General features: G+C 67.6%; 18 protein-coding genes and 1 tRNA gene. 6 read left to right on the top strand and 13 right to left on the bottom strand.

Going from position 1 to position 22,258, the window contains the following annotated elements; translation table 11 throughout:
- Nucleotides 1-30 precede the first annotated feature (30 nt).
- The 6 genes from clpX to HLB44_RS16705 all read right to left on the bottom strand — a co-directional run bounded on the left by clpX (nt 31) and on the right by HLB44_RS16705 (nt 8,034).
- Complete coding sequence (gene clpX / locus HLB44_RS16680; protein ID WP_173124533.1) at nt 31-1,302, bottom strand: ATP-dependent Clp protease ATP-binding subunit ClpX; 1,272 nt, start codon at nt 1,300-1,302, stop codon at nt 31-33.
- A gap of 110 nt (nt 1,303-1,412) precedes the next feature.
- Entirely contained in the window at nt 1,413-2,021 is a 609-nt protein-coding gene (clpP, locus tag HLB44_RS16685; RefSeq protein ID WP_281375182.1) for an ATP-dependent Clp endopeptidase proteolytic subunit ClpP, read from the bottom strand.
- A gap of 158 nt (nt 2,022-2,179) precedes the next feature.
- Nucleotides 2,180-3,496 carry a trigger factor gene (gene tig, locus HLB44_RS16690; RefSeq protein ID WP_173124535.1) on the bottom strand — a complete coding sequence of 439 codons (1,317 nt, stop codon included), beginning with the start codon at nt 3,494-3,496 and terminating at the stop codon, nt 2,180-2,182.
- A gap of 31 nt (nt 3,497-3,527) precedes the next feature.
- Nucleotides 3,528-3,614: transfer RNA gene (locus tag HLB44_RS16695), tRNA-Leu, on the bottom strand.
- A gap of 83 nt (nt 3,615-3,697) precedes the next feature.
- Complete coding sequence (locus tag HLB44_RS16700; protein WP_173124537.1) at nt 3,698-6,850, bottom strand: efflux RND transporter permease subunit; 3,153 nt, start codon at nt 6,848-6,850, stop codon at nt 3,698-3,700.
- Nucleotides 6,851-6,873: 23 nt separating this feature from the next.
- On the bottom strand, nt 6,874-8,034 hold the full coding sequence (locus tag HLB44_RS16705) for an efflux RND transporter periplasmic adaptor subunit (protein ID WP_173124539.1): 1,161 nt from the start codon (nt 8,032-8,034) through the stop codon (nt 6,874-6,876).
- Between the two features lie 94 nt (nt 8,035-8,128).
- Between HLB44_RS16705 and hpnC the strand changes: the two genes are divergently transcribed.
- The 4 genes from hpnC (at nt 8,129) to HLB44_RS16725 (ending at nt 11,981) form a co-directional block, all read left to right on the top strand.
- Nucleotides 8,129-8,977: a squalene synthase HpnC gene (gene hpnC / locus HLB44_RS16710; protein ID WP_173124541.1), complete on the top strand. Its 849-nt coding sequence runs from the start codon at nt 8,129-8,131 to the stop codon at nt 8,975-8,977.
- Nucleotides 8,974-9,825 carry a presqualene diphosphate synthase HpnD gene (gene hpnD / locus HLB44_RS16715; protein ID WP_173124543.1) on the top strand — a complete coding sequence of 284 codons (852 nt, stop codon included), beginning with the start codon at nt 8,974-8,976 and terminating at the stop codon, nt 9,823-9,825. The genes hpnC and hpnD overlap by 4 nt, the downstream gene beginning before the upstream one ends.
- Nucleotides 9,822-11,132, top strand: coding sequence for a hydroxysqualene dehydroxylase HpnE (hpnE, locus tag HLB44_RS16720; RefSeq protein ID WP_173124545.1), 1,311 nt, complete (start codon nt 9,822-9,824; stop codon nt 11,130-11,132). The genes hpnD and hpnE overlap by 4 nt, the downstream gene beginning before the upstream one ends.
- A gap of 78 nt (nt 11,133-11,210) precedes the next feature.
- Nucleotides 11,211-11,981, top strand: a complete 771-nt coding sequence (locus HLB44_RS16725) for an IclR family transcriptional regulator (protein WP_173124547.1) — start codon at nt 11,211-11,213, stop codon at nt 11,979-11,981.
- 20 nt (nt 11,982-12,001) lie between these two features.
- On the opposite strand, the gene pbpG is transcribed toward HLB44_RS16725, so the two are convergent.
- The 7 genes from pbpG to HLB44_RS16760 form a co-directional block, all read right to left on the bottom strand.
- The gene (gene pbpG / locus HLB44_RS16730; protein ID WP_173124549.1) at nt 12,002-13,009 is read right to left on the bottom strand and encodes a D-alanyl-D-alanine endopeptidase; all 1,008 of its coding nucleotides are present in this window, start codon (nt 13,007-13,009) and stop codon (nt 12,002-12,004) included.
- 114 nt (nt 13,010-13,123) lie between these two features.
- Nucleotides 13,124-14,665: a 2-isopropylmalate synthase gene (locus HLB44_RS16735; RefSeq protein ID WP_173124551.1), complete on the bottom strand. Its 1,542-nt coding sequence runs from the start codon at nt 14,663-14,665 to the stop codon at nt 13,124-13,126.
- Between the two features lie 43 nt (nt 14,666-14,708).
- Complete coding sequence (gene leuA / locus HLB44_RS16740) at nt 14,709-16,394, bottom strand: 2-isopropylmalate synthase (RefSeq protein ID WP_173125538.1); 1,686 nt, start codon at nt 16,392-16,394, stop codon at nt 14,709-14,711.
- Nucleotides 16,395-16,583: 189 nt separating this feature from the next.
- Nucleotides 16,584-17,417, bottom strand: a complete 834-nt coding sequence (pssA, locus tag HLB44_RS16745; protein ID WP_173124553.1) for a CDP-diacylglycerol--serine O-phosphatidyltransferase — start codon at nt 17,415-17,417, stop codon at nt 16,584-16,586.
- A 75-nt stretch (nt 17,418-17,492) separates the two neighbouring features.
- Nucleotides 17,493-18,509 carry a ketol-acid reductoisomerase gene (ilvC, locus tag HLB44_RS16750; protein ID WP_173124555.1) on the bottom strand — a complete coding sequence of 339 codons (1,017 nt, stop codon included), beginning with the start codon at nt 18,507-18,509 and terminating at the stop codon, nt 17,493-17,495.
- Between the two features lie 32 nt (nt 18,510-18,541).
- Complete coding sequence (gene ilvN / locus HLB44_RS16755) at nt 18,542-19,033, bottom strand: acetolactate synthase small subunit (protein ID WP_173124557.1); 492 nt, start codon at nt 19,031-19,033, stop codon at nt 18,542-18,544.
- A 163-nt stretch (nt 19,034-19,196) separates the two neighbouring features.
- Nucleotides 19,197-20,975 carry an acetolactate synthase 3 catalytic subunit gene (locus HLB44_RS16760; RefSeq protein WP_173124559.1) on the bottom strand — a complete coding sequence of 593 codons (1,779 nt, stop codon included), beginning with the start codon at nt 20,973-20,975 and terminating at the stop codon, nt 19,197-19,199.
- A 266-nt stretch (nt 20,976-21,241) separates the two neighbouring features.
- Between HLB44_RS16760 and HLB44_RS16765 the strand changes: the two genes are divergently transcribed.
- Both HLB44_RS16765 and HLB44_RS16770 read left to right on the top strand, forming a co-directional pair.
- Complete coding sequence (locus tag HLB44_RS16765) at nt 21,242-21,811, top strand: RNA polymerase sigma factor (protein ID WP_173124562.1); 570 nt, start codon at nt 21,242-21,244, stop codon at nt 21,809-21,811.
- Entirely contained in the window at nt 21,808-22,257 is a 450-nt protein-coding gene (locus HLB44_RS16770) for a DUF3619 family protein (protein WP_173124564.1), read from the top strand. The genes HLB44_RS16765 and HLB44_RS16770 overlap by 4 nt, the downstream gene beginning before the upstream one ends.
- The last annotated feature ends 1 nt before the right edge of the window (nt 22,258 follow it).

Genomic DNA, 22,258 nt, shown 5'->3' on the forward strand with positions numbered 1-22,258 from the left:
GGCGCCCCGTCGGACCGTCAGTGAGCAGGTTCAGGCGCTGGCCTTGGCCTGCTCCCGGTACACCAGCAGGGGCTTGGCACCCTCTTCGACGATGTGATCGTCGATCACGACCTTCGCCACGCCGTCGAGCGTCGGCAGGTCGAACATCGTGTCGATCAGCGAATGCTCCATGATCGAACGCAGGCCGCGTGCGCCGGTCTTGCGCTGCAAGGCCTTGCGGGCGATGGCTGCCAGCGCCGATGGCCGCACCTCGAGCTCGACGCCATCCATGCCGAAGAGCTTCTGGTACTGCTTGACGAGCGCGTTGCGCGGTTCGGTGAGGATGCGCACCAGCGCGTCCTCGGTGAGCTCACCGAGCGTCGCCACCACCGGCAGGCGGCCGACCAGCTCGGGGATCAGGCCGAACTTGATCAGGTCTTCGGGTTCGGCCTCGCGGAACAGGTCGGCTGCACGCTTGTCAGTCTTGCTGTGCACCGACGCGGCGAAGCCGATGCCGGACTTCTCGGTGCGGTTCTGGATGACCTTCTCGAGGCCATCGAATGCACCGCCGCAGATGAACAGGATGTTCGTCGTGTCGATCTGCAGGAAGTCCTGGTTCGGATGCTTGCGCCCGCCCTGCGGCGGCACCGAGGCCATCGTGCCTTCGACCAGCTTCAGCAGCGCCTGCTGCACGCCTTCGCCCGAGACGTCGCGCGTGATCGACGGGTTGTCGGCCTTGCGGCTGATCTTGTCGATCTCGTCGATGTAGACGATGCCGCGCTGCGCCCGCTCGACGTCGTAGTTGCAGTTCTGCAGCAGCTTCTGGATGATGTTCTCGACGTCCTCGCCGACGTAGCCGGCTTCTGTCAGCGTCGTCGCGTCGGCGATCACGAACGGCACGTTCAGCAGCTTGGCGAGCGTCTGCGCGAGCAGCGTCTTGCCCGAGCCGGTGGGCCCGATCAAGAGGATGTTGCTCTTCGTCAGCTCGACCTCTTCCTTGCCGCTGGCGCCCATGTGCTTCAGGCGCTTGTAGTGGTTGTAGACGGCCACCGCCAGCGTGCGCTTGGCGGGGTCCTGTCCGATCACGTACTGATCGAGGATCGCCTTGATCTCGGCCGGTGCCGGAAGATCGGAGCGCGAAGCCTTCGCGGAGGCACCCTCAGCGGGTGCCTCGTCGCGGATGATGTCGTTGCACAGCTCGATGCACTCGTCGCAGATGAAGACCGACGGGCCGGCAATGAGCTTCTTCACCTCGTGCTGGCTCTTGCCGCAGAAGCTGCAGTACAGGACTTTTTCGCCGGAGGCGCCCTTCTTGTCGGCCATGTGTAACGCGCGTGATGCGATAGCTGCGAATCAATGATAGTCCAAGCGGGCAGACCGGAATTCCCTCGAAAAGGACCCGGATTTGGACCGACCGCAAGGGGATGTGTCGATCAGGGGCGTGAATGCAGGACCTGGTCGATCAGGCCGTAGGCCTGGGCTTCGTCGGGCGACATGTAGAAGTCACGCTCCATGTCGGCGGTGATCTTCTCCAGCGTCTGGCCGGTGCGCTCGGCGTAGATGCGGTTCAGCTGCTCGCGCGTCTTGAGGATCTCGCGGGCATGGATCTCGATGTCGGTGGCCTGGCCCTGCGCACCGCCCGAGGGCTGGTGGATCATGATGCGCGAGTTCGGCAGCGCCGAGCGCTTGCCCTTGGCACCGGCCATCAGCAGGAACGACCCCATGCTGGCCGCCATGCCCATGCACAGCGTCGAGACGTCCGGCTTGATGAACTGCATCGTGTCGTAGATCGACAGGCCGGCCGAGACGCTGCCGCCGGGCGAGTTGATGTACAGGAAGATATCCTTGTCCGGGTTCTCGCTCTCCAGGAACAACAGCTGCGCGACCACCAGGTTGGCCGTCGCGTCGTTGACCGGGCCGATCAGGAAGACGATGCGCTCGCGCAGCAGGCGGCTGTAGATGTCGTAGGCGCGCTCGCCGCGCCCCGACTGCTCGATGACGATGGGCACCATGCCCAGGGCTTGCGTCTCCAATGCGCTCATGGATGTCCTCGGACGTTCTCGTAAGGGGTTGGGTCGATTATGTCCCGCGCCCCTTTGGGCCCACGGGCGAGGTGTCGGATGACGGGGCGATGAAAAAGGGCGCCCGTGGCGCCCTTCTCGCTTCGAACCGCCTGCAGATGAGGCGGCGCAGCGAAACATCAAGCGGCCATCAGCTCGTCGAACGGCAGCGCCTTGTCGCTGACCTTGGCGCGCTCGAGCACGTACTGCGTGACGTTGTTCTCGATCACCACGGCCTCGACCTCGGCCATGCGCTGGCGGTCCGACAGGTACCAGCGCATCACTTCGGCCGGCTTCTCGTAGCTCTGCGACAGCTCTTCGATGTGCGCCTGCAGCTGCTCGGGCTTGGCCTGCAGGTTGTTGGCACGCACCAGCTCGGCCACCACCAGGCCCAGGCGCACGCGGCGCTCGGCCTGCGGGCGGAACAGCTGCAGCATGTCGTTCGGGATCGGCGTCTTGTCGGCATCCTTGACGCCACGTTGCTTCAGGTCCTCGCGCGCGGCCTCGCCCATGCGTTCGACCTCGGCATCGACCAGCGCCTTCGGCACGTCGAGCTCGGCCACCTTGACCAGCGCCTCCATCGCGGCGGCCTTGTTGCGGGCCAGCACGCGGAACTTGATCTCGCGCTCGAGGTTCTTCTTGACGTCGGCGCGCATCGCGTCGATCGTGCCGTCGGCGATGCCGAGCGACTTGACGAAGGCCTCGTCGATGTCCGGCAGGTGCTGGGCTTCGATCTTCTTCATCGTGACGAGGAAGTCGGCCTCCTTGCCGGCCACGTCCTTGCCGTGATAGTCCTCGGGGAACTGCAGCGGGAAGGTCTTCGACTCGCCGACCTTCATGCCGCGCACGGCCTTGTCGAACTGCTCCAGCATCTGGCCTTCGCCGATCAGGAACTGGAAGCCGTCGGCCTTGCCGCCGGAGAACGGCTCGCCGTCGATCTTGCCCTCGAAGTCGATCGTCACGCGGTCGCTTTCAGCGGCGCCCTCGGCGGCCGGGCGCTGCGCGAAGGTGCGGCGCTGCTTGCGCAGGATGTCGACGGTGCGGTCGATCGCCGCGTCGCTGACGTCACTGGTCACGCGCTCGACCTCGGCACCGGCCAGGTCGCCGAGCTTGACTTCGGGGTAGACCTCGAAGGTGGCGTCGAAGGCGAGCTGGCCCTCGGGCGCTTCGTCCTTCTGCGTGATCTTCGGGGTGCCGGCGACACGCAGCTGGGCCTCGTTGGCGGCGCTGGCGAAGGCCTGGCCGACCTTGTCGTTCATCACCTCGTACTGCACCGAGTAGCCATAGCGCTGGGCAACGAAGGACATCGGCACCTTGCCGGGGCGGAAGCCGTCCGCCTTGACGGTGCGCGACAGCTTCTTCAGCCGGTTCTCGACTTCGGCACTGATGTCGGTCGCCGGAATCGTCAGGGTGATTCGGCGTTCGAGCTTTTCGAGGGTTTCAACGGTCACGGCCATGTTGGACTCTGCTGCTTGGCAATTGAGGATCTGGTGCGCGGGGCCGGACTCGAACCGGCACGCCCGTGAAGGCGTCAGGACCTAAACCTGGTGCGTCTACCAATTTCGCCACCCGCGCTGGTGCGCACTTTGAAGTGCCTGAAAGGGACAGGGGGCGCCGGACCTCCGGCGCCCCCTCGGCGATCCGGTAAACCCGCGATTCTAGCCCTGCGGCGCCGGCGCGCTGCCCGGGTCGGGCCGCTTGACGCGGAACCACGCTGCGTACATGGCGGGCAGCGCCAGCAGCGTCAGCGCCGTGGCAACAATCAGCCCGCCCATGATCGCCACCGCCATCGGCCCCCAGAAGACGCTGCGCGTCAGCGGGATCATCGCCAGCACGGCCGCGGCCGCGGTCAGCACGATCGGGCGGAAGCGGCGCACCGCGGCCTCGACGATCGCATCCCAGGCCGGCCGGCCCTGCTTGCGGTCCTGCTCGATCTGGTCGATCAGGATCACCGAGTTGCGCATGATCATGCCCATCAGCGCGATCACGCCGAGCAGCGCGACGAAGCCGAAGGGCCGGTCGAGCAGCAGCAGCGCCGCGGCGATGCCGGCCAGGCCGAGCGGACCGGTCAGGAACACCAGCATGGCGCGCGAGAAGCTCTGCAGCTGCAGCATCAGCAGCGTGAAGATGATGAACAGCATCACCGGCACGCCGGCGGCGATCGAGCCGGTGCCCTTGTTGCTCTCTTCCTGCGCCCCGGCGATCTGGATGCCGTAGTCGGCCGGCATGCGCGCCTGCAGCTCGGCGAGCTTCGGCCACACCTCCTTCGTGACGGTCGGCCCCTGCACGCCGTCGACGACGTCGCCCTGCACCGTCACCGCGTACTTGCGGCCTTCACGCCACAGCACGCCGGGCTCCCAGACGAAGTCCACCTTGGCGACCTGCAGCAGCGGGATCGAGCGGCCGCCGGCGGTCGGCAGGTAGCCGTCGCCGACGTCGGTGATCGCGTTGCGCTCTTCCTGCGGCTGGCGCAGCACGATGTCGACCAGCTTGTCGCCCTCGCGGTACTGCCCGACGGTGATGCCGGTGAAGATCGCACGCGAGGCCTGCGCCACCGACTGGCTGCTGACGCCGAGCGCGCGCGCCTTGTCCTGGTCGACATCGAGCTTGAGGACCTTGACCTGCTCGTTCCAGTTGTCGTTGACGCCCCGCATCTTCGGGTTCGCGCGCACGATGTCCTTGGCCTGGTCGGCCCACAGCCGTACCTGCTTCGGATCGGGTCCGACGACGCGGAACATCACCGGATAGGCCACCGGCGGGCCGTTCGGCAGCAGCTTGACGCGCCCGCGCGCCTCGGGGAATTCGCTCGCCAGCAGCGCCGGCAGCGACTTGCGCAGGCGCTCGCGGGTCGCCAGGTCCTTCGGCAGCAGAATGGCCTGGCTGGCGTTGCTCTGCGGGAAGATGTTGTCCAGCGGCAGGTAGAAGCGCGGCACGCCGCTGCCGATCCAGGTGCTGACCGTTTCGATGCCCGGCTCCTTCATCATCCGGGCCTCGAAGCGCTTGGCCACCGCCTCGCTCTCGCGCACCGTCGAGCCTTCGGGCAGCCACAGATCGACCAGGATCTCCGGCCGGCTCGAATCGGGGAAGAACTGCTGCTGCACCTTGCCCATGCCGGCGATGCCGAGCCCGAACAACAGCAGCGTCGCGCCGATGGTTGCCCAGCGATGCTGCACGCACCAGTCGACGACGCGGCGGAAGCGTCCATAGAACGGCGTGTCGAAGAGCTCGTGGCTCTCACCGCCCGCGCGGCTGCGCGTGCGCAGCAGCTTCGCGCCGAGGAAGGGCACGAAGTACACCGACACCAGCCACGAGATCACCAGCGCGGCCGACGTGACCGCGAAGATCGCGAAGGTGTATTCGCCGACCGTCGACTTCGCCATGCCGATCGGCAGGAACCCGGCCGCGGTGATCAAGGTGCCGGTCAGCATCGGCATCGACGTGGCCTCGTAGGCGAAGCTGGCGGCACGCATCTTGTCGTAGCCCTCTTCGAGCTTGCGCACCATCATCTCGACCGCGATGATCGCATCGTCGACCAGCAGGCCGAGCGCGATGATCAGCGAACCGAGCGAGATCTTGTGCAGGCCGACGCCCCAGTAGTACATCGTCACGAAGGTGATCGCCAGCACCAGCGGGATCGTGATGCCGACGACGAGGCCCGGCCAGATGTCGATCCGGAACGGCCGCAGGTGCAGCCCGAGGCTGATGAAGCTGACCGCCAGCACGACGACCACCGCCTCGATCAGCACGCGCACGAACTCGCCGACCGAGCGTGACACCGCCTGCGGCTGGTCCTGCACCTGTTGCAGCGTGATGCCGGCCGGCAGCTGCGCGCGAATCTTGTCGGTGCGCGCCTTCAGCGCATCGCCGAGCGCGATGATGTCGCCGCCCTTGGCCATCGAGATGCCCAGCGCGACCACCGCCTTGCCCTGGTGGCGCACCTTGACGGCCGGCGGATCGGTGAAGCCGCGCCGCACCTCGGCGATATCGGACAACTGGAGCGTCCCGGCCGTCGAGCTCGCGGCATTGAAGCCGCGGATCGGGAAGCGCTTCAGGTCCTCTACGGAGCCGAACGCGCCGCCGACCCGCACCTGCAGGTTCTGCGTGCCGGCATCGAGCACGCCGGCGCTCTCCAGCGCGTTCTGCGCCGCCAGCTGGCCGAGCACCTGGTTCATGTCGAGGCCGAGCTGCGCGAGCCGCTTCTGCGAGATCTCGACGAAGATCTTCTCCGCCTGCGCGCCGAAGACCTCGACCTTCGCGACGTCGGGCACGCGCAGCAGCTGCGAGCGCACGTCCTCGGCAAAGACGCGCAGTTCCTCGTCGCTGAAGCCATCGGCCGACAGCGCGTAGATCGAGCCGTAGACGTCGCCGAAGTCGTCGTTGAAGACCGGGCCGATCACGCCGGCGGGCAGCGTGTGGCGCATGTCGCCGATGCGCTTGCGCGCCTGGTACCAGACGTTGGCAACCTCCTTCGGCGGCGAGCTGTCGCGGATGTAGAAGATCGTCACCGATTCGCCGGGCTTGGTGTAGCTGCGGATCACGTCGGCGTAAGGCACCTCCTGCAGCGTGCGCTCGATCTTGTCGGTGACCTGGTCGGCGACCTGCTGCGCGGTGGCCCCCGGCCAGCGTGCCTGGACGACCATCGCCCGGAAGGTGAACGGCGGGTCCTCGTCCTGGCCGAGCTGGAAGTAGGCGGCGAAGCCCAGGATCAGCAGCACCACCATCAGGTAGCGCGTCAGCGCCGGGTGTTCCAGCGCCCAGCGCGAGATATTGAAGCGCGAGGCAGGGCTGCCCGAGCCCGGGTTGGCATTCATCATCGACGGCTTTCGAAAACGGTTCAGCGCTTGGCGATCGCGGTGGTCGAGACCGGCACGGCTTCGGCGGAAGCGATCGCGCGCGGCGTCGATGCGGAGCCCGGCTCGTCGTACAGCCGCACGCGTTGCCCCGGCATCAGCGCGTGAACGCCGGCGGTGATGACACGTTCGCCGGCCTGCAAGCCGCCGCCGATGACGACCAGGTTGCCGTCGGCGCCGGCGACTTGCACCGGGCGGGCGCGCACGGTCATCGATTCGCGATCCAGCGTCCACACGGTGGACTTGCCCTGCTGCTCGAACACCGCGGCGAGCGGCAAGCGGATCAGGCCGTCGACCGCGGGGGACTCGATCGTCACGTTCGCCGTCTGGCCGAGCCGCACCGCGGCGGCGGCACCGACGTCGGCCTTGACGAGAAAGGTTCGCGTCGTCGGGTCGGCGGCGGCGGCCATTTCGCGCACCGTCGCGCCGAGCGCGCCTTCCTGGCCCCACAGCCGGACCTTCAGCGCGTCGCGCTTGCCGAGCAAGGCGCGAACGCTCGCCACCCGGTCTTCCGGCACGCTGAACACCACGTCACGCGGACCGTCGTGGGCCAGGCGCAGCACCGGCGTTCCCGCCGACACCACCGCGCCCGGCTCGGCATCGACACCGGTGATGACGCCCGCGGTGTCGGCGCTCAGCAGCGCGTAGCCGGCCTGGTTGGTCTGCACGCCGGCTTGAGCGCGGACCTGGTCGGCCTGCGCGCGCGCGGCCTTCAACGAGGCCTCGCGCCGATCGAGCTCGGCGCCGCTGATGAAGCCCTGCTCGCGCAGCTCCTTGTAGCGCTTGAACTCGACTTCGCTCCATTCGAGGTTCGCACGGGCCGCGGCCAGCGAGGCCTGTGCGGCATCCTGGCTCAGCCGCAGGTCCTGCGCATCGATCTGCGCCAGCGGCTGGCCGGCCTTGACCGAGTCTCCGGCATTGACCAGGCGCTTGACCAGCTTGCCGTTGACGCGGAACGCCAGCCGCGACTCGGTGCGCGCGCGGATCTCGGCGGCATATTCGTGGCTGCCGGCGACAGGGGCGGTCTGCACGGTCATCGTGCGCACGGCCCGCACCGGTTCTTCCGGCGGCGGGGTCTTCGAGCAGGCCGCGAGCAGCGCGGCCAGCAGGATGACGGAAAGGCTCGCGAGGCGGGGCGTGCGCATGGGAGAAGGCTCCAAAACGTTGCTACTGACTGACCGGTCAGTAATATAGGTGCCGGCCTGCGGCTTGTCAATTTGCGCCGTGGACAATTGCACGGTGAGCGTCGACCACTACGAAAACTTCCCCGTCGCGTCGATCCTGTGCCCGGCGCGGCTGCGGCCGGCGGTGCGCGCGATCTATGCATTCGCGCGCACGGCAGACGACATCGCCGACGAAGGCACCGCTTCGCCCGACGAGCGGCGCGATGAGCTGCTGCGCTACCGCGCTGCGCTGCACGCGGCGTTCGCTGGCGCAGTGCAGGACTGGCCACGGGTCTTTCAACCGCTCGCCGAGTGCGCGCGCCGGCACGGATTGCCGCTGAGTCCGTTCGACGACCTGCTCGACGCCTTCGTCCAGGACTGCGCCAACCCGCACTACCAGGATCGAGCCGAACTGCTCGACTATTGCCGCCGCTCGGCCAATCCGATCGGCCGGCTGCTGCTGGCGCTGTACGGCGTGCATGACCGGGCATCGCTGATGCAGTCCGACGCCATCTGCAGCGCGCTGCAGCTGATCAACTTCTGGCAGGACCCGAGCGTCGACCTGCCACGCGGCCGGGTCTACTTCCCGGCCACCGACGCCCGGCGGCACGGACTGGCGCTGAATGCGCTGACCGCCGGCCGGGACGACGCGGCCACCCAGGCGCTGCTGCGCGAGCTCGTGCAGTGGGCGGGCAGCCTGATGCAGCAGGGTGCGCCGCTGGCGCTGCGACTGCCGGGCCGCGTCGGCTGGGAGCTGCGGCTCGTGGTCCAGGGCGGCCTGCGCATCCTGGAGAAAATCGAGGCCATGCAATTCCGCACTTTCAGCCAGCGGCCGACCCTCGGTCGGCGCGACTTCGCACCGATGCTGTGGCGCGCTCTGCGCATGCGCTCGCGGCTCGCCGCGCCGGGCTGGGCGCCGCTATGACGACGCCCGAACACTACGTTCAGGAAAAAGCTGCGGCGAGCGGCTCCTCGTTCTACTACGCCTTCCTGTTCCTGCCACCCGAGCGACGCGCGGCGATCACCGCCTTCTACGCCTTCTGCCGCGAAGTCGACGACGTCGTCGACGAGGTGCACGACCCGGGTGTCGCGGCGACCAAGCTGGCCTGGTGGCGGCAGGAGGTGGCCAGCAGCTTCGGCGGACGTCCGACACACCCGGTGACGCGCGCGCTGCTGCCGTGCACCGAACGCTTCTCGATCACCGCGCAGCACCTGCTGTCGGTCATCGAGGGCTGCCAGATGGACCTGGAGCAGACGCGCTACCTCGACTACCCGTCGCTGCAGCGCTACTGTCACCTGGTGGCCGGCATCGTCGGCGAGGTTGCGGCCAACATCTTCGGCCGCACGCAGCCGGCGACGCTGGCCTACGCGCACCAGCTCGGCCTCGCGCTGCAGCTGACCAACATCATCCGCGACGTCGGCGACGACGCGCGCCGGGGCCGCATCTACCTGCCGATCTCCGAGCTGCAGCGCTTCGACGTCAAGGCGCACGAGCTGCTCAAGCGCGACGCGCCCTGGGGCTACAGCGAGCGCTTCAGCGCGCTGATGCGCTTCCAGGCCGAGCGCGCACACCGCTGCTACGACGACGCGCTGGCGCTGCTGCCGGAGGTCGATCGCGCCGCGCAGAAGCCGGGGCTGATGATGGCCAACATCTATCGCACGCTGCTGCGTGAGATCGAGGCCGATGACTTCCGCGTGCTGCACCAGCGCACCTCGCTGACGCCGGTGCGCAAGCTGTGGATCGCGCTGCGCACGAACTGGCGGGGACGTTGAGCGCGGCCAGCAGGTTGCCCCGCGAGGTCGCCGTCGTCGGAGCAGGCTGGGCCGGGCTTTCGGCCGCGGTGCGCGCGACGGAGCAAGGCCATCGCGTCACGCTGTTCGAGATGGCGCGCCGGCCGGGCGGCCGCGCGCGCGGCGTGCCGACGCCCGCCGGCGAGCTCGACAACGGTCAGCACATCCTCATCGGCGCCTACCACCACACGCTGGCGCTGATGCGCACGGTCGGCGCCGATCCGGCTGCGCTGCTGCACCGCATGCCGCTGCGGCTGCGCTATCCGGACGGACGCGGTCTCGAGTTGCCGGCGGGTTCGCCGCTAACGTCCTTTTTACGCGGCGTGGCCACGGCCCGCGGCTGGTCAGCGCGGGAACGGCTGGCCTTGTTGCTGGCCGCCACCGGCTGGCTGCTGCGCGGCTTTCGCTGTGCGCCCGATGCCAGCGTGGCGACACTCTGTCGCCGCCTGCCGCGCAAGGTGATCGACGACCTGGTCGAACCCCTCTGCGTCGCGGCGCTGAACACGCCGATGCAGGCGGCCAGCGCGCAGGTCTTCCTGCGCGTGCTGAGGGACGCGCTCTTCAGCGGCGCCGGCAGCGCCGACCTGCTGCTGCCGCGCGCGTCCTTGTCGGCGCTGCTGCCGGAACCGGCGGTCACCTGGCTGCAGGCGCAGGGCGCGGTGCTGCACTTCGGACGCCGCGTCATGGGGCTGCAGGCGGCGGGTGCGGGGTGGTTGCTTGACGGCCAGCGCTTCGACGCCGTCGTGCTGGCCTGCAGTGCCGTCGAAGCCGCGCGCCTGACGGGCGCCTTCGCGCCGGCGTGGAGCCGCCAGGCGGCCACGCTGCGCTACGAGCCGATCGTCACCGCCTACCTGCACGATCCGCGGCTGCGGCTGGCAGCGCCGGTGCTCGCGCTCGCCGCTGGCGCCGAGGCCCCGGCGCAGTTCGTCTTCGACCTCGGCGCGCTCGGCCGCACGCCGGGATGTTTTGCCTTCGTCGTCAGCGGCGCCGCGCCGTGGGTCGAGCGTGGACTGGCGGCCACGGCAGTGGCAGTCATGCGCCAGGCGCGCTTGGCGTTTCCCACCGCCTTCCTGGCCGACGACGACGCGGTTCTGCTGCACATCGCTGCCGAGCAGCGGGCCACCTTCGCCTGCACGCCCGGGCTCGTCCGGCCGCCGCGCAACGTGGCGCCCGGGCTGTCCGCGGCGGGCGACTATGTCGACGGTCCCTACCCGGCGACGCTCGAAGGCTCGGTTCGCGCAGCCGAACAGGCGTTGGCGCTGGCGCTCGCGGCCCAGGCCCAGTCCTAGTCTTTCGCTTCCCGCGGCAAACCACATCGCCGCACGCCGTTTCGCCATGCAAAAATAGGTGAAGCACAGGAAGTAGCCATGTCGACCAGGAAAGAAGCACAGCAGCCGGCGATCCAGGTGATGGAGCGCATGTTCTCGCTGCTCGACGCGCTGGCGGCCCATCAGGATCCGGTGTCGCTGAAGGAGCTCAGCGAACGCACGGGACTGCATCCGTCGACGGCCCACCGCATCCTCAACGACCTGGCGCTCGGCCGTTTCGTCGATCGGCCGGAGGCCGGCAGTTACCGCCTCGGCATGCGCCTGCTCGAGCTCGGCAACCTGGTCAAGGCGCGCCTCGACGTGCGCGACGCGGCGCTGGCACCGATGCGCGAGCTGCACAAGCTGACGCACCAGCCGGTGAACCTGTCGGTGCGCCAGGGCGACGAGATCGTCTACATCGAGCGCACCTACAGCGAGCGCTCGGGCATGCAGGTCGTGCGTGCCGTCGGTGGCCGCGCGCCGCTGCACCTGACCTCGGTCGGCAAGCTGTTCCTCGCCCATGACGACGCCCAGCGCGTGCGGGCCTACGCGACGCGCACCGGCCTGTCGGGCCACACCCGCAACAGCATCACCGAGCTGCCGCGCCTCGAACGCGAGCTGGCGCAGGTGCGGCAGACGCGCATCGCGCGCGACGACGAGGAGCTCGAGCTCGGCGTGCGCTGCATGGCGGCCGGCATCTTCGACGACCAGGGCAAGCTGGTCGCCGGGCTGTCGATTTCAGCGCCGGCGGACCGGCTCGAGGAGTCGTGGACGGACCGCGTCAAGTCGACCGCGGCGCAGATCTCCGCCGCGCTCGGTCATCGCGCTTAAGCCGCCCGCGGCGGGGCGCTTCAGGAGCCGATGCGCGCGCCGGCCGCGGCGGGGGCTTCGACGCCAGCGTGGCTCAGCCACTTGCGGATGCGCTCGGCGTCGCCGATGCGCGAATACGAGCCGGCCGAATCCAGCAGCACCATGATCAGCTTGCGACCGGCGAGCTGCGCCTGCATCACCAGGCAACGCCCGGCTTCCGAGATGTATCCGGTCTTCTGCAGGCCGATTTCCCAGGACGGGTTGCGCACCAGGCCATTGGTATTGCGGAACTGCATCAGGCGCTTGCCGACGGCGACCCTGGTCTCCTGCGATGTCGACAGCTCGCGCAGCAGCGGCACCTGGTGGGCTTCCCGGACCAGCAGCGCCAGATCACGCGCGCTCGACTGGTTCTTGCTCGACAGTCCGGTCGGCTCGACGTAGTGCGTGTCGCCCATGCCGAGCGCCGCGGCCTTGCGGTTCATCGCGCCGACGAAGGCTTCGAGGCCGCCGGGATAGTGGCGCCCGAGCGCATTGGCGGCCCGGTTCTCGGACGACATCAGCGCCAGGTGCATCATCTCGCCGCGCGTCAGCTGCGTGCCGACGGCCAGGCGCGAGCGGCTGCCCTTTTCGGTGTCGATGTCGTCCTGCGTGATCGTCAGCACCTCGTCGAGCGACTGCTGGGCTTCGCTGACGACCAGGCTGGTCATCAGCTTGGTGATCGAGGCGATCGGCAGCACCGCCTGCGGGTTCTTGCTGAAGAGGACCTCGTTGGTTTCCTGATCCACCACCAGCGCGACGCTGGACTTCAGGTCGAGCGCGTCTTCGTCGTCGTGCAGGCCGAGCAGATGGCCCGTCGACAGGCGCACCGGCTCGGAGGCCAGGCGGCGCATGACCGGTGTCTTGACCACCGGCTTGCGAACGACGAATTTGACCGACGTGGCGGGCTTGCGCGCCAAGGGCTTGCGGACGGCATCAGCCGCCATGGCCGGCGATGCCGCAGCCCACACCAGGCTCAAACCCAACGTCAGCGCAGATAGCGATTTTTTCATTGCGACACCACGCGGACAGCTGGGTGGAAACGGCCGCCAGTGTAGAGCCACCGAAAAACCTACGCAATATCAAAAGCTTGCGTGGGGTTTTTGAAGCTCGGCCTGAGCCGGATCTCAACCTTGTGCTGCGACGCGCTCCAACTTGGAATGCAGCTTGTTCAATGCCGCCAAGTAGGCCTTGGCCGACGCCACCACGATATCGGGATCAGCCCCGACGCCGTTGACGACGCGCCCGCCATGCTGCAGCCGAACGGTCACCTCGCCCTGCGATTCTGTGCTGCCGCTGGTGATCGCATTGACCGAATAGAGCAGCAATTCGGCCCCACTTTGCACCTTGGACTCGATCGCCTTCAGGCTCGCGTCGACCGGCCCGTTGCCGTCGCTTTCAGCGCGGTGCTCGACTTCGCCGGCCGCGAACACCACCGCCGCCTGCGGCCGCTCGCCGGTTTCGCTGTGCTGGGCCAGCGACAGCAGCCGGTAATGCTCACGCTCGGCGGTGACGCTCTCGTCGCCGACAAGCGCCAGGATGTCCTCGTCGAAGATCTCGCTCTTGCGGTCGGCCAGGTCCTTGAAGCGGGCGAAGGCGGCGTTGATCTCGCCTTCGGACTCCAGCTCGATGCCCAGGTCCTGCAGCCGCTGCTTGAACGCGTTGCGGCCCGACAGCTTGCCGAGCACGATCTTGTTGGCCGTCCAGCCGACGTCCTCGGCACGCATGATCTCGTAGGTGTCGCGCGCCTTCAGCACACCGTCCTGGTGGATGCCCGAGGCATGCGCGAAGGCGTTGGCGCCGACGACGGCCTTGTTCGGCTGCACGACGAAACCGGTGGTCTGGCTGACCATGCGCGAAGCGGCCACGATCTGCGAGGTGTCGATGCCGAGCTCGAGGCCGAAGTAGTCGCGGCGCGTCTTCACCGCCATCACCACTTCCTCGAGCGAGCAGTTGCCGGCGCGCTCGCCCAGGCCATTGATCGTGCACTCGACCTGCCGCGCCCCGCCGAGCTTCACGCCGGCCAGCGAGTTGGCAACCGCCATGCCCAGGTCGTTGTGGCAATGCACCGACCAGACCGCCTTGTCCGAGTTCGGGATGCGCTCGCGCAGGTTGCGGATGAACTCGCCGTAGAGCTCGGGGATCGCGTAGCCGACGGTGTCCGGGATGTTCAGCGTCGTCGCGCCCTCCTCGATCACCGCCTCCAGCACGCGGCACAGGAAGTCCGGATCCGATCGGTAGCCGTCCTCGGGCGAGAACTCGATGTCGCCGCACAGATTGCGCGCAAAGCGCACGGCCAGCTTCGCCTGCTCGAACACCTGCTCGGGCGACATGCGCAGCTTCTTCTCCATGTGCAGCGCGCTGGTCGCGATGAAGGTGTGGATGCGCGAGCGCGGCGCACCCTTCAACGCTTCAGCCGCGCGCGAGATGTCGCGGTCGTTGGCGCGTGCCAAGGAGCAGATGGTCGACTCCTTGATGTGGTCGGCGATCGACTTCACCGCCTCGAAGTCGCCGTTCGACGAGGCCGCGAAGCCGGCCTCGATGATGTCGACCCGCAGCCGCTCGAGCTGGCGCGCGATGCGCAGCTTCTCTTCCTTGGTCATCGAGGCGCCGGGCGACTGCTCGCCATCGCGCAAGGTGGTGTCGAAGATGATCAGGCGATCGGCCATGGTGGTGCTCTCCTTGTTGTGCGCGCGCTCGATGGGCTTCAAGTCAGGCCGTGGCCGTCGTCGCGAACCACGCGACGCCGCAGCGCTGCAGGCCGGACAGGACCGCCTTGATCGACGCGGTGACGATGTTGGCATCGATGCCGACGCCGAACAGCGTGCGAGTGTCGCCGATGCGCAGCTCGAGGTAGGCGGCCGCGCGGGCTTGCGCGCCGGCGCCGATGGCGTGCTCGTGGTAGTCGAGCACGCTGATCTGATGGCCGGTGGCGCGCTGCAGCCCGTCGACGAAGGCGTCGACCGGCCCGGCGCCCTCCCCCGCGACACGCAACGCGCGGTGGCCTTGGCGCAGCGTTGCCTGCAGGCCGATGCGGCCGTCGTCGCGCTCGTTGATCGCCAGGTGGTCGACGGTGACGCCGCCGGCGCCGAGCCGGTACTCGCGCTCGAAGATGCCCCACAGGTCGCCGGCGCTCAGCTCCTGCCCCTGCGCGTCCATCACCGCCTGCACCGACGACGAGAACTCGATCTGCAGCCGCCGCGGCAGCTCGAGGCCGTACTCGGTCTCCAGCAGGTACGAGATGCCCCCCTTGCCTGACTGGCTGTTGACGCGGATCACCGCGTCGTAGCTGCGGCCGAGGTCCTTCGGATCGATCGGCAGGTAGGGCATGTCCCAGAGGTCGGTCTCGCGGCGCGCGGCGAAGGCCTTCTTGATCGCGTCCTGGTGCGAACCGGAGAACGAGGTGTAGACCAGGTCGCCGACGTAGGGATGGCGCGGATGCACCGGCAGCTGGTTGCAGTGCTCGACGCAGCGGCGGATCTCGTCGATGTCCGAGAAGTCGAGCTGCGGATGCACGCCCTGGGTGTAGAGGTTCAGCGCGATGTTGACGACATCGACATTGCCGGTGCGCTCGCCGTTGCCGAACAGGCAGCCTTCGATGCGGTCGGCGCCGGCCATCAACGCGAATTCGCCCGCCGCCGTGCCGGTGCCGCGGTCGTTGTGCGGGTGCACCGACAGCACGATGCTGTCGCGCCGATCCAGGTGCCGGTGCATCCACTCGACCATGTCGGCGAAGATGTTCGGCGTCGAATGCTCGACCGTCGACGGCAGGTTGACGATGCACTTGTGCTCGGGCGTCGGCTGCCAGACCGCGGTGACCGCATCGACCACGCGCTTGCTGAACGCCAGCTCGGTGCCGGAGAACATCTCGGGCGAGTACTGAAAGGTCCATTGCGTTGCCGGCTGGCGCGCGGCCAGGTCGCTGACCAAACGCGCATGCGTCGTCGCGAGCTCGACGATGCCGTCCTCGTCGAGACCCAGCACCACCTGGCGCATCACCGGCGCCGTCGCGTTGTACAGGTGCACGATGGCGCGCGGCACGCCCTGCAGCGCCTCGAAGGTGCGTTCGATCAGGTGATCACGCGCCTGCGTCAGCACCTGCACGGTGACGTCGGCCGGGATCAGGTTCTGCTCGATCAACAGGCGGGCGAAATCGAAGTCCGCCTGCGACGCCGACGGAAAGCCGATCTCGATCTCCTTGAAGCCGATGCGCACCAGCTGCTCGAACATCCGCAGCTTGCGCGCCGGATCCATCGGCTCGATCAGCGCCTGGTTGCCGTCACGCAGGTCGACGCTGCACCAGACCGGCGGTTTGCCGAGCACCGCGTCGGGCCAGGTGCGGTCGGTCAGGCGCACCGGCGCGAAGGCACGGTACTTGGAAGCGGGGTTGTGAAGCATCGGCATGGGTTTCTCCGTGGGTGGGGTGCCACGCAGCGTTCATGCAAATGCAAACGGCCCGCTGCGTTGCGCTGGCGGGCCGTTCGATCCGAAAGTGAAGACGTGGACGAGTCAGCGCGCCGGGAGCACGCCTAGTAGCAGGAGGGTCGTCGTGAACGTCATAGGCCGCGATAGTACACGACGCGGGGCTCAGTGATGCAAGCCGTGTTCGTCGGGCTCGTCGGTCGAGGTCGCGATCACGCTGACCGGCTTGCCCTTCATGCGCCGGTATGCATACAGCACATAGCCCGACACGCCATAGGCGACGAACAGCAGAAACAGCATCAGCGGCACGTGCAGGTTGATCAGCGCGATGAACAGCACGATCGCGACGATGACGATGAACGGCACCGAGCGCTTCAGGCTCAGGTCCTTGAAGCTGTAGAACGGCGCGTTGGTCACCATCGTCAGCCCGGCGTAGACGGTGATGCCGAAGGTCAGCCAGACCAGCCAGCCGATGTCGCGCACGCCTTCCTTGAAGCCGAGGTCGTCCATGATCCAGATGAAGCCGGTGACCAGCGCCGCGGCGGCGGGGCTCGGCAGGCCCTGGAAGTAGCGCTTGTCGACGACGCCGATGTTGGTATTGAAGCGCGCCAGCCGCAGCGCCGCGCAGGCGCAATACACGAAGGCGGCGATCCAGCCCGGCTTGCCAAGGCCCTTCAACGCCCATTCATAGACGATCAGCGCCGGCGCGGCGCCGAAGCTGACCATGTCGGACAGGCTGTCCATCTCGGCGCCGAAAGCGCTCTGCGTGTGCGTCAGCCGCGCGACCCGGCCGTCGAGGCTGTCGAGCACCATCGCGCAGAAGACGCCGATCGCCGCCTGCTCGAAGCGGCCGTTCATCGCCATCACGATCGCATAGAAGCCGCCGAACAGCGCTGCCAGCGTGAACAGGTTCGGCAGGATGTAGATGCCCTTGCGGCGCGGGCGCACCGGCGGCTCCGGTCCATCCGCATCGTGGGCACTGTCGGGGGCTTCATTCATGGGCGGCGAGGATAGCGCAGTGTCGAAGACGAAAAAGGCCGCCCTGCGGCGGCCTTCAGCGGCATCGCAGCGGCCTCAATTGCGGCTCTTGTCGACCAGCTTGTTGGCCTTGATCCACGGCATCATCGCGCGCAGCTTCTCGCCGACGACCTCGATCTGGTGATCGGCGGTCAAGCGGCGGCGCGACAGCAGCGTCGGCGCGCCGGCGCGGTTCTCGAGGATGAAGCTCTTCGCGTATTCGCCGGTCTGGATGTCCTTCAGCGCCTGGCGCATCGCGTTCTTGGTGTCCTCGGTGACGATCTTCGGCCCGGTCACGTACTCGCCGTACTCCGCGTTGTTGGAGATCGAGTAGTTCATGTTCGCGATGCCGCCTTCGTAGATCAGGTCGACGATCAGCTTCAGCTCGTGCAGGCACTCGAAGTACGCCATCTCGGGCGCGTAGCCCGCTTCGACCAGCGTCTCGAAGCCTGCCTTGATCAGCTCGACGGTGCCGCCGCACAGCACGGCCTGCTCGCCGAACAGGTCGGTCTCGGTCTCTTCGCGGAAGTTGGTCTCGATGATGCCGGCCTTGCCGCCGCCGTTGGCCGCGGCGTACGACAGCGCCAGGTCACGCGCCTTGCCGGTCTTGTCGGCATGCACGGCGATCAGGTGCGGCACGCCGCCGCCTTGCGTGTAGGTGTTGCGCACCGTGTGGCCCGGCGCCTTCGGGGCGACCATCCAGACGTCGACGTCCTCGCGCGGCACGACCTGGCCGTAATGCACGTTGAAGCCGTGCGCGAAGGCGAGCGAGGCGCCCGGCTTCAGGTTCGGCGCGACGTCGGCGTTGTAGACGGCAGCGATCTGCTCATCCGGCAGCAGGATCATCACGACGTCGGCTTCGGTCACCGCTGTCGCGATCTCGGCGACCTTCAGCCCCGCCTTCTCGGCCTTGGTCCAGGACGCGCCGCCCTTGCGCAGGCCGACCGTGACGCGCACGCCCGAGTCGTTCAGGTTCTGCGCATGCGCATGGCCTTGCGAGCCGTAGCCGATGATCGTGACGTTCTTGCCCTTGATCAGGCTCAGATCCGCGTCCTTGTCGTAATAGACCTTCATGAATGCTCCTAAAGATGATGCTTGCGGGATGTTCAGACGCGGAGGATCCGCTCGCCGCGACCGATCCCGCTGGTGCCGGTGCGCACGGTTTCGAGGATCGCGGTGCGGTCGACGCCCTGGATGAAGGCGTCGAGCTTGCCGGCGTCCCCGGTCAATTCGATGGTGTAGCTCTTTTCGGTCACGTCGATGATGCGGCCGCGGAAGATGTCCGCCATGCGCTTCATCTCCTCGCGTTCCTTGCCGACGGCACGCACCTTGATGAGCATCAGCTCGCGCTCGGTGTAGTGGCCCTCGGTCAGGTCCACGACCTTGACGACCTCGATCAGCCGGTTCAGGTGCTTGGTGATCTGCTCGATCACGTCGTCGGAGCCGGTCGTCACGATCGTCATGCGCGACAGCGACGCGTCCTCGGTCGGGGCGACCGTCAGGCTCTCGATGTTGTAGCCGCGGGCGGAGAACAGGGCCACCACGCGGGACAGGGCGCCGGGCTCGTTCTCGAGCAGCACGGCAATGATGTGTTTCATGGTCGTTCGTCCTGGCGCGCTCTTCAGACCGTCGGCGGTAACCGCCGGCCCTTGGCCACGCCCTCAGAAGCGTTTCAAAAAATGGTTCGAAGCGTCAACGTGCTCCGGCTGCCGGCGCCCGCCGCCGCGGTAACGACGGCGAGCCCGCGCAGCCTTCGCGCGTTCACAGGTCTTCGGACCCCAGCAGCATCTCGCTGATGCCCTTGCCCGCCTGCACCATCGGCCAGACGTTCTCGGTCGGGTCGGTGCGCACGTCGAGGAAGACGGTCCGATCCTTCAAGCGGATCATTTCCTTCAGCGCCGGCAGCACCTCGGACGGCTTCTCGATCTTGATGCCGACGTGGCCGTAGGCCTCGGCGAGCTTCACGAAGTCGGGCAGCGCATCCATGTAGCTGTGCGAGTAGCGGCCGCCGTAGTCGAGCTGCTGCCACTGCCGCACCATGCCGAGGTAGCGGTTGTTCAGCGAGATCACCTTGACCGGCGTCTTGTACTGCGCGCAGGTCGACAGCTCCTGGATGCACATCTGGATCGAGCCTTCGCCGGTGATGCAGAAGACTTCCGAGTCCGGCTTCGCGAGCTTGATGCCCATCGCGTACGGCAGGCCGACGCCCATGGTGCCGAGACCGCCGGAATTGATCCAGCGCCGCGGCTCCTCGAAGCGGAAGTACTGCGCCGCCCACATCTGGTGCTGGCCGACGTCGGACGTCACGTAGACGTCCTTGCCGCGCGTCAATTCGCACAGCGTCTCGACGACGTACTGCGGCTTGATCACGTCGTCGCTGCGCTTGTAGGCCAGGCATTCGCGCTTGCGCCATTCGTTGATCTGGCCCCACCAGGCCGACAGCGCGGTGACGTCGGGCTTGGCCTGCGTCTCGCGCAGGTGCGCGATCATTTCCTGCAGCACGTCCTTGGTGTCGCCGACGATCGGGATGTCGACCTTCACCCGCTTCGAGATCGACGACGGGTCGATGTCGACGTGGATGATCTTGCGCTCCACCGAAGCGAAGTGCTTCGGGTTGCCGATCACCCGGTCGTCGAAGCGCGCGCCCACGGCCAGCAGCACGTCGCAGTGCTGCATCGTCATGTTGGCTTCGTAGGTGCCGTGCATGCCGAGCATGCCGAGGAACTTCGGGTCCGACGCTGCCGTCGCGCCCAGGCCCATCAGCGTGTTGGTGCACGGGAAGCCGAGCAGGTCGGCGAGCTCGCGCAGCTCGGGCGCGGCGTTGCCGAGGATCACGCCGCCGCCGGTGTAGATGTACGGGCGCTTGGCCGCCAGCAGCAGCTGCATCGCCTTGCGGATCTGTCCGCCGTGGCCCTTCTTGACCGGGTTGTACGAGCGCATCTCGATGCGCTCCGGGTAGCTGAACGGGCAGACCTTCAGCGACACATCCTTCGGCACGTCGACGACCACCGGCCCGGGACGGCCGGTGCGGGCGATGTGGAAGGCCTTCTTCATCGTCGTGGCCAGGTCGCGCACGTCCTTGACGAGGAAGTTGTGCTTGACGATCGGCCGTGTGATGCCGACGGTGTCGCACTCCTGGAAGGCGTCGAGGCCGATCGCCGGCGTCGGCACCTGGCCGGTGATGATCACCATCGGGATCGAGTCCATGTAGGCGGTCGCGATGCCGGTGACGGCATTCGTGACGCCCGGACCCGAGGTCACCAGCGCAACGCCGACCTCGCCGGTGGCGCGCGCGTAACCGTCGGCCGCATGGATGGCCGCCTGTTCATGGCGTACCAGCACGTGCTCGATGGTGTCCTGCTTGTAGAGGGCGTCGTAGATGTAGAGCACGGCCCCGCCGGGGTAGCCCCACATGAACTTGACGTTCTCGGCCTGCAGGCAGCGGACGAGGATTTCGGAGCCATTGAGCTCCGGAGAGGGGGAGTTGGATTGCGGCTGCGCCGTGGCGGCGCGTTTGAGTTCCGCGGCAGACATGTCCATTTCGAACCTTTGGGTTGATCTCTAACGAAAAACCATCGGTGCCCCTCCTCGCGCCCTCGTGAGGCGGATTCAGAACCTGCGCGATCAAAAACTTGGGGCTTCCTTGGGTCGGCAAGCCAGCTTCAGACCAGTATCGCTTTGTGCGAAGCAGCATTATTGCATCAGTTCCGCACCCAGCCGTCGGCCTTCCGATCGCCTGAATCCGGGATGACATAATCCGCCGCGTTTTTGCGACCGCCACCGGCACCCGCGGTGCCGGGCACCCATTGGCCAGCGACAAAGAACTCACTGACTTCCTGCGGACCGTCGAAAAGCGCGCCTTCAAGCGGACGGCCTACGCCGTGCGCGACGACGATGCGGCGCTCGACATCGTCCAGGACGCGATGATCCGGCTGGCGGACAAGTACGCCGACCGGCCGCCGGCCGAGCTGCCGCTGCTGTTCACGCGCATCCTGTCGAACGCGACGATGGACTGGTTCCGGCGCCAGCGCGTGCGCAACGCGGTGATGCAGAACCTGTCGGACTTCGAGCCCGAAGGGGACGACGGCGGCGACTTCGACCTGCTCGAAAGCCTCGAGTCGGCCGAAGGCCTGCTCGGCGCGGAAAGCGCCGCCGACACCGTCGGGCGGGCACAGATCCTGCAATTGATCGATACCGAGGTCAGTCAGTTGCCAAGACGTCAACGGGAGGCGTTCTTACTTCGTTACTGGGAAGAGCTCGATGTTGCCGAAACAGCGACGGTGATGGGCTGCTCGGAGGGCAGTGTGAAAACCCATTGCTCGAGGGCGGTGCACGCCCTGGCCAAGGCGCTCCGAGCCAAGGGAATCGCACCATGAAGAACACGCTGCCGTCCACCACCAATCTCACCAGCCAGCGAGAGGCCCTCGAGGCTCGGGTCGCGCTGCGTCTGGCCGGCCGCCTGAGCGAATCGGCCCAGCATCTGCCGCACGACATCACCGAGCGGCTGCGCGTCGCCCGCGACCGAGCCGTCGAGCATGCGCGACAAGTCCGGCACGCCGTGGCTGCTGCACCAGCCGCCGTGGTCGTCGGCCGCGCCGGTGGCGCCGCAGTGTTCGGCGCCACGCCGGTGTGGCTGCGCCTGGCATCGCTGATGCCGTTGATCGTGCTGATCGTCGGCCTGGTGCTGATCCAGCAGTACCATGACTATGAGCAGATCGCCGTCGCCGCCGAGATCGATGCCGCGCTGCTCAGTGACGAATTGCCCCCAACGGCTTATGGCGACCCAGGGTTTGCGGAGTACTTGCGTTCGGCGACGCCCTGAA

This window comes from Pseudaquabacterium terrae (assembly GCF_013266755.1).
GTDB classification, from domain to species: domain Bacteria; phylum Pseudomonadota; class Gammaproteobacteria; order Burkholderiales; family Burkholderiaceae_C; genus Pseudaquabacterium; species Pseudaquabacterium terrae.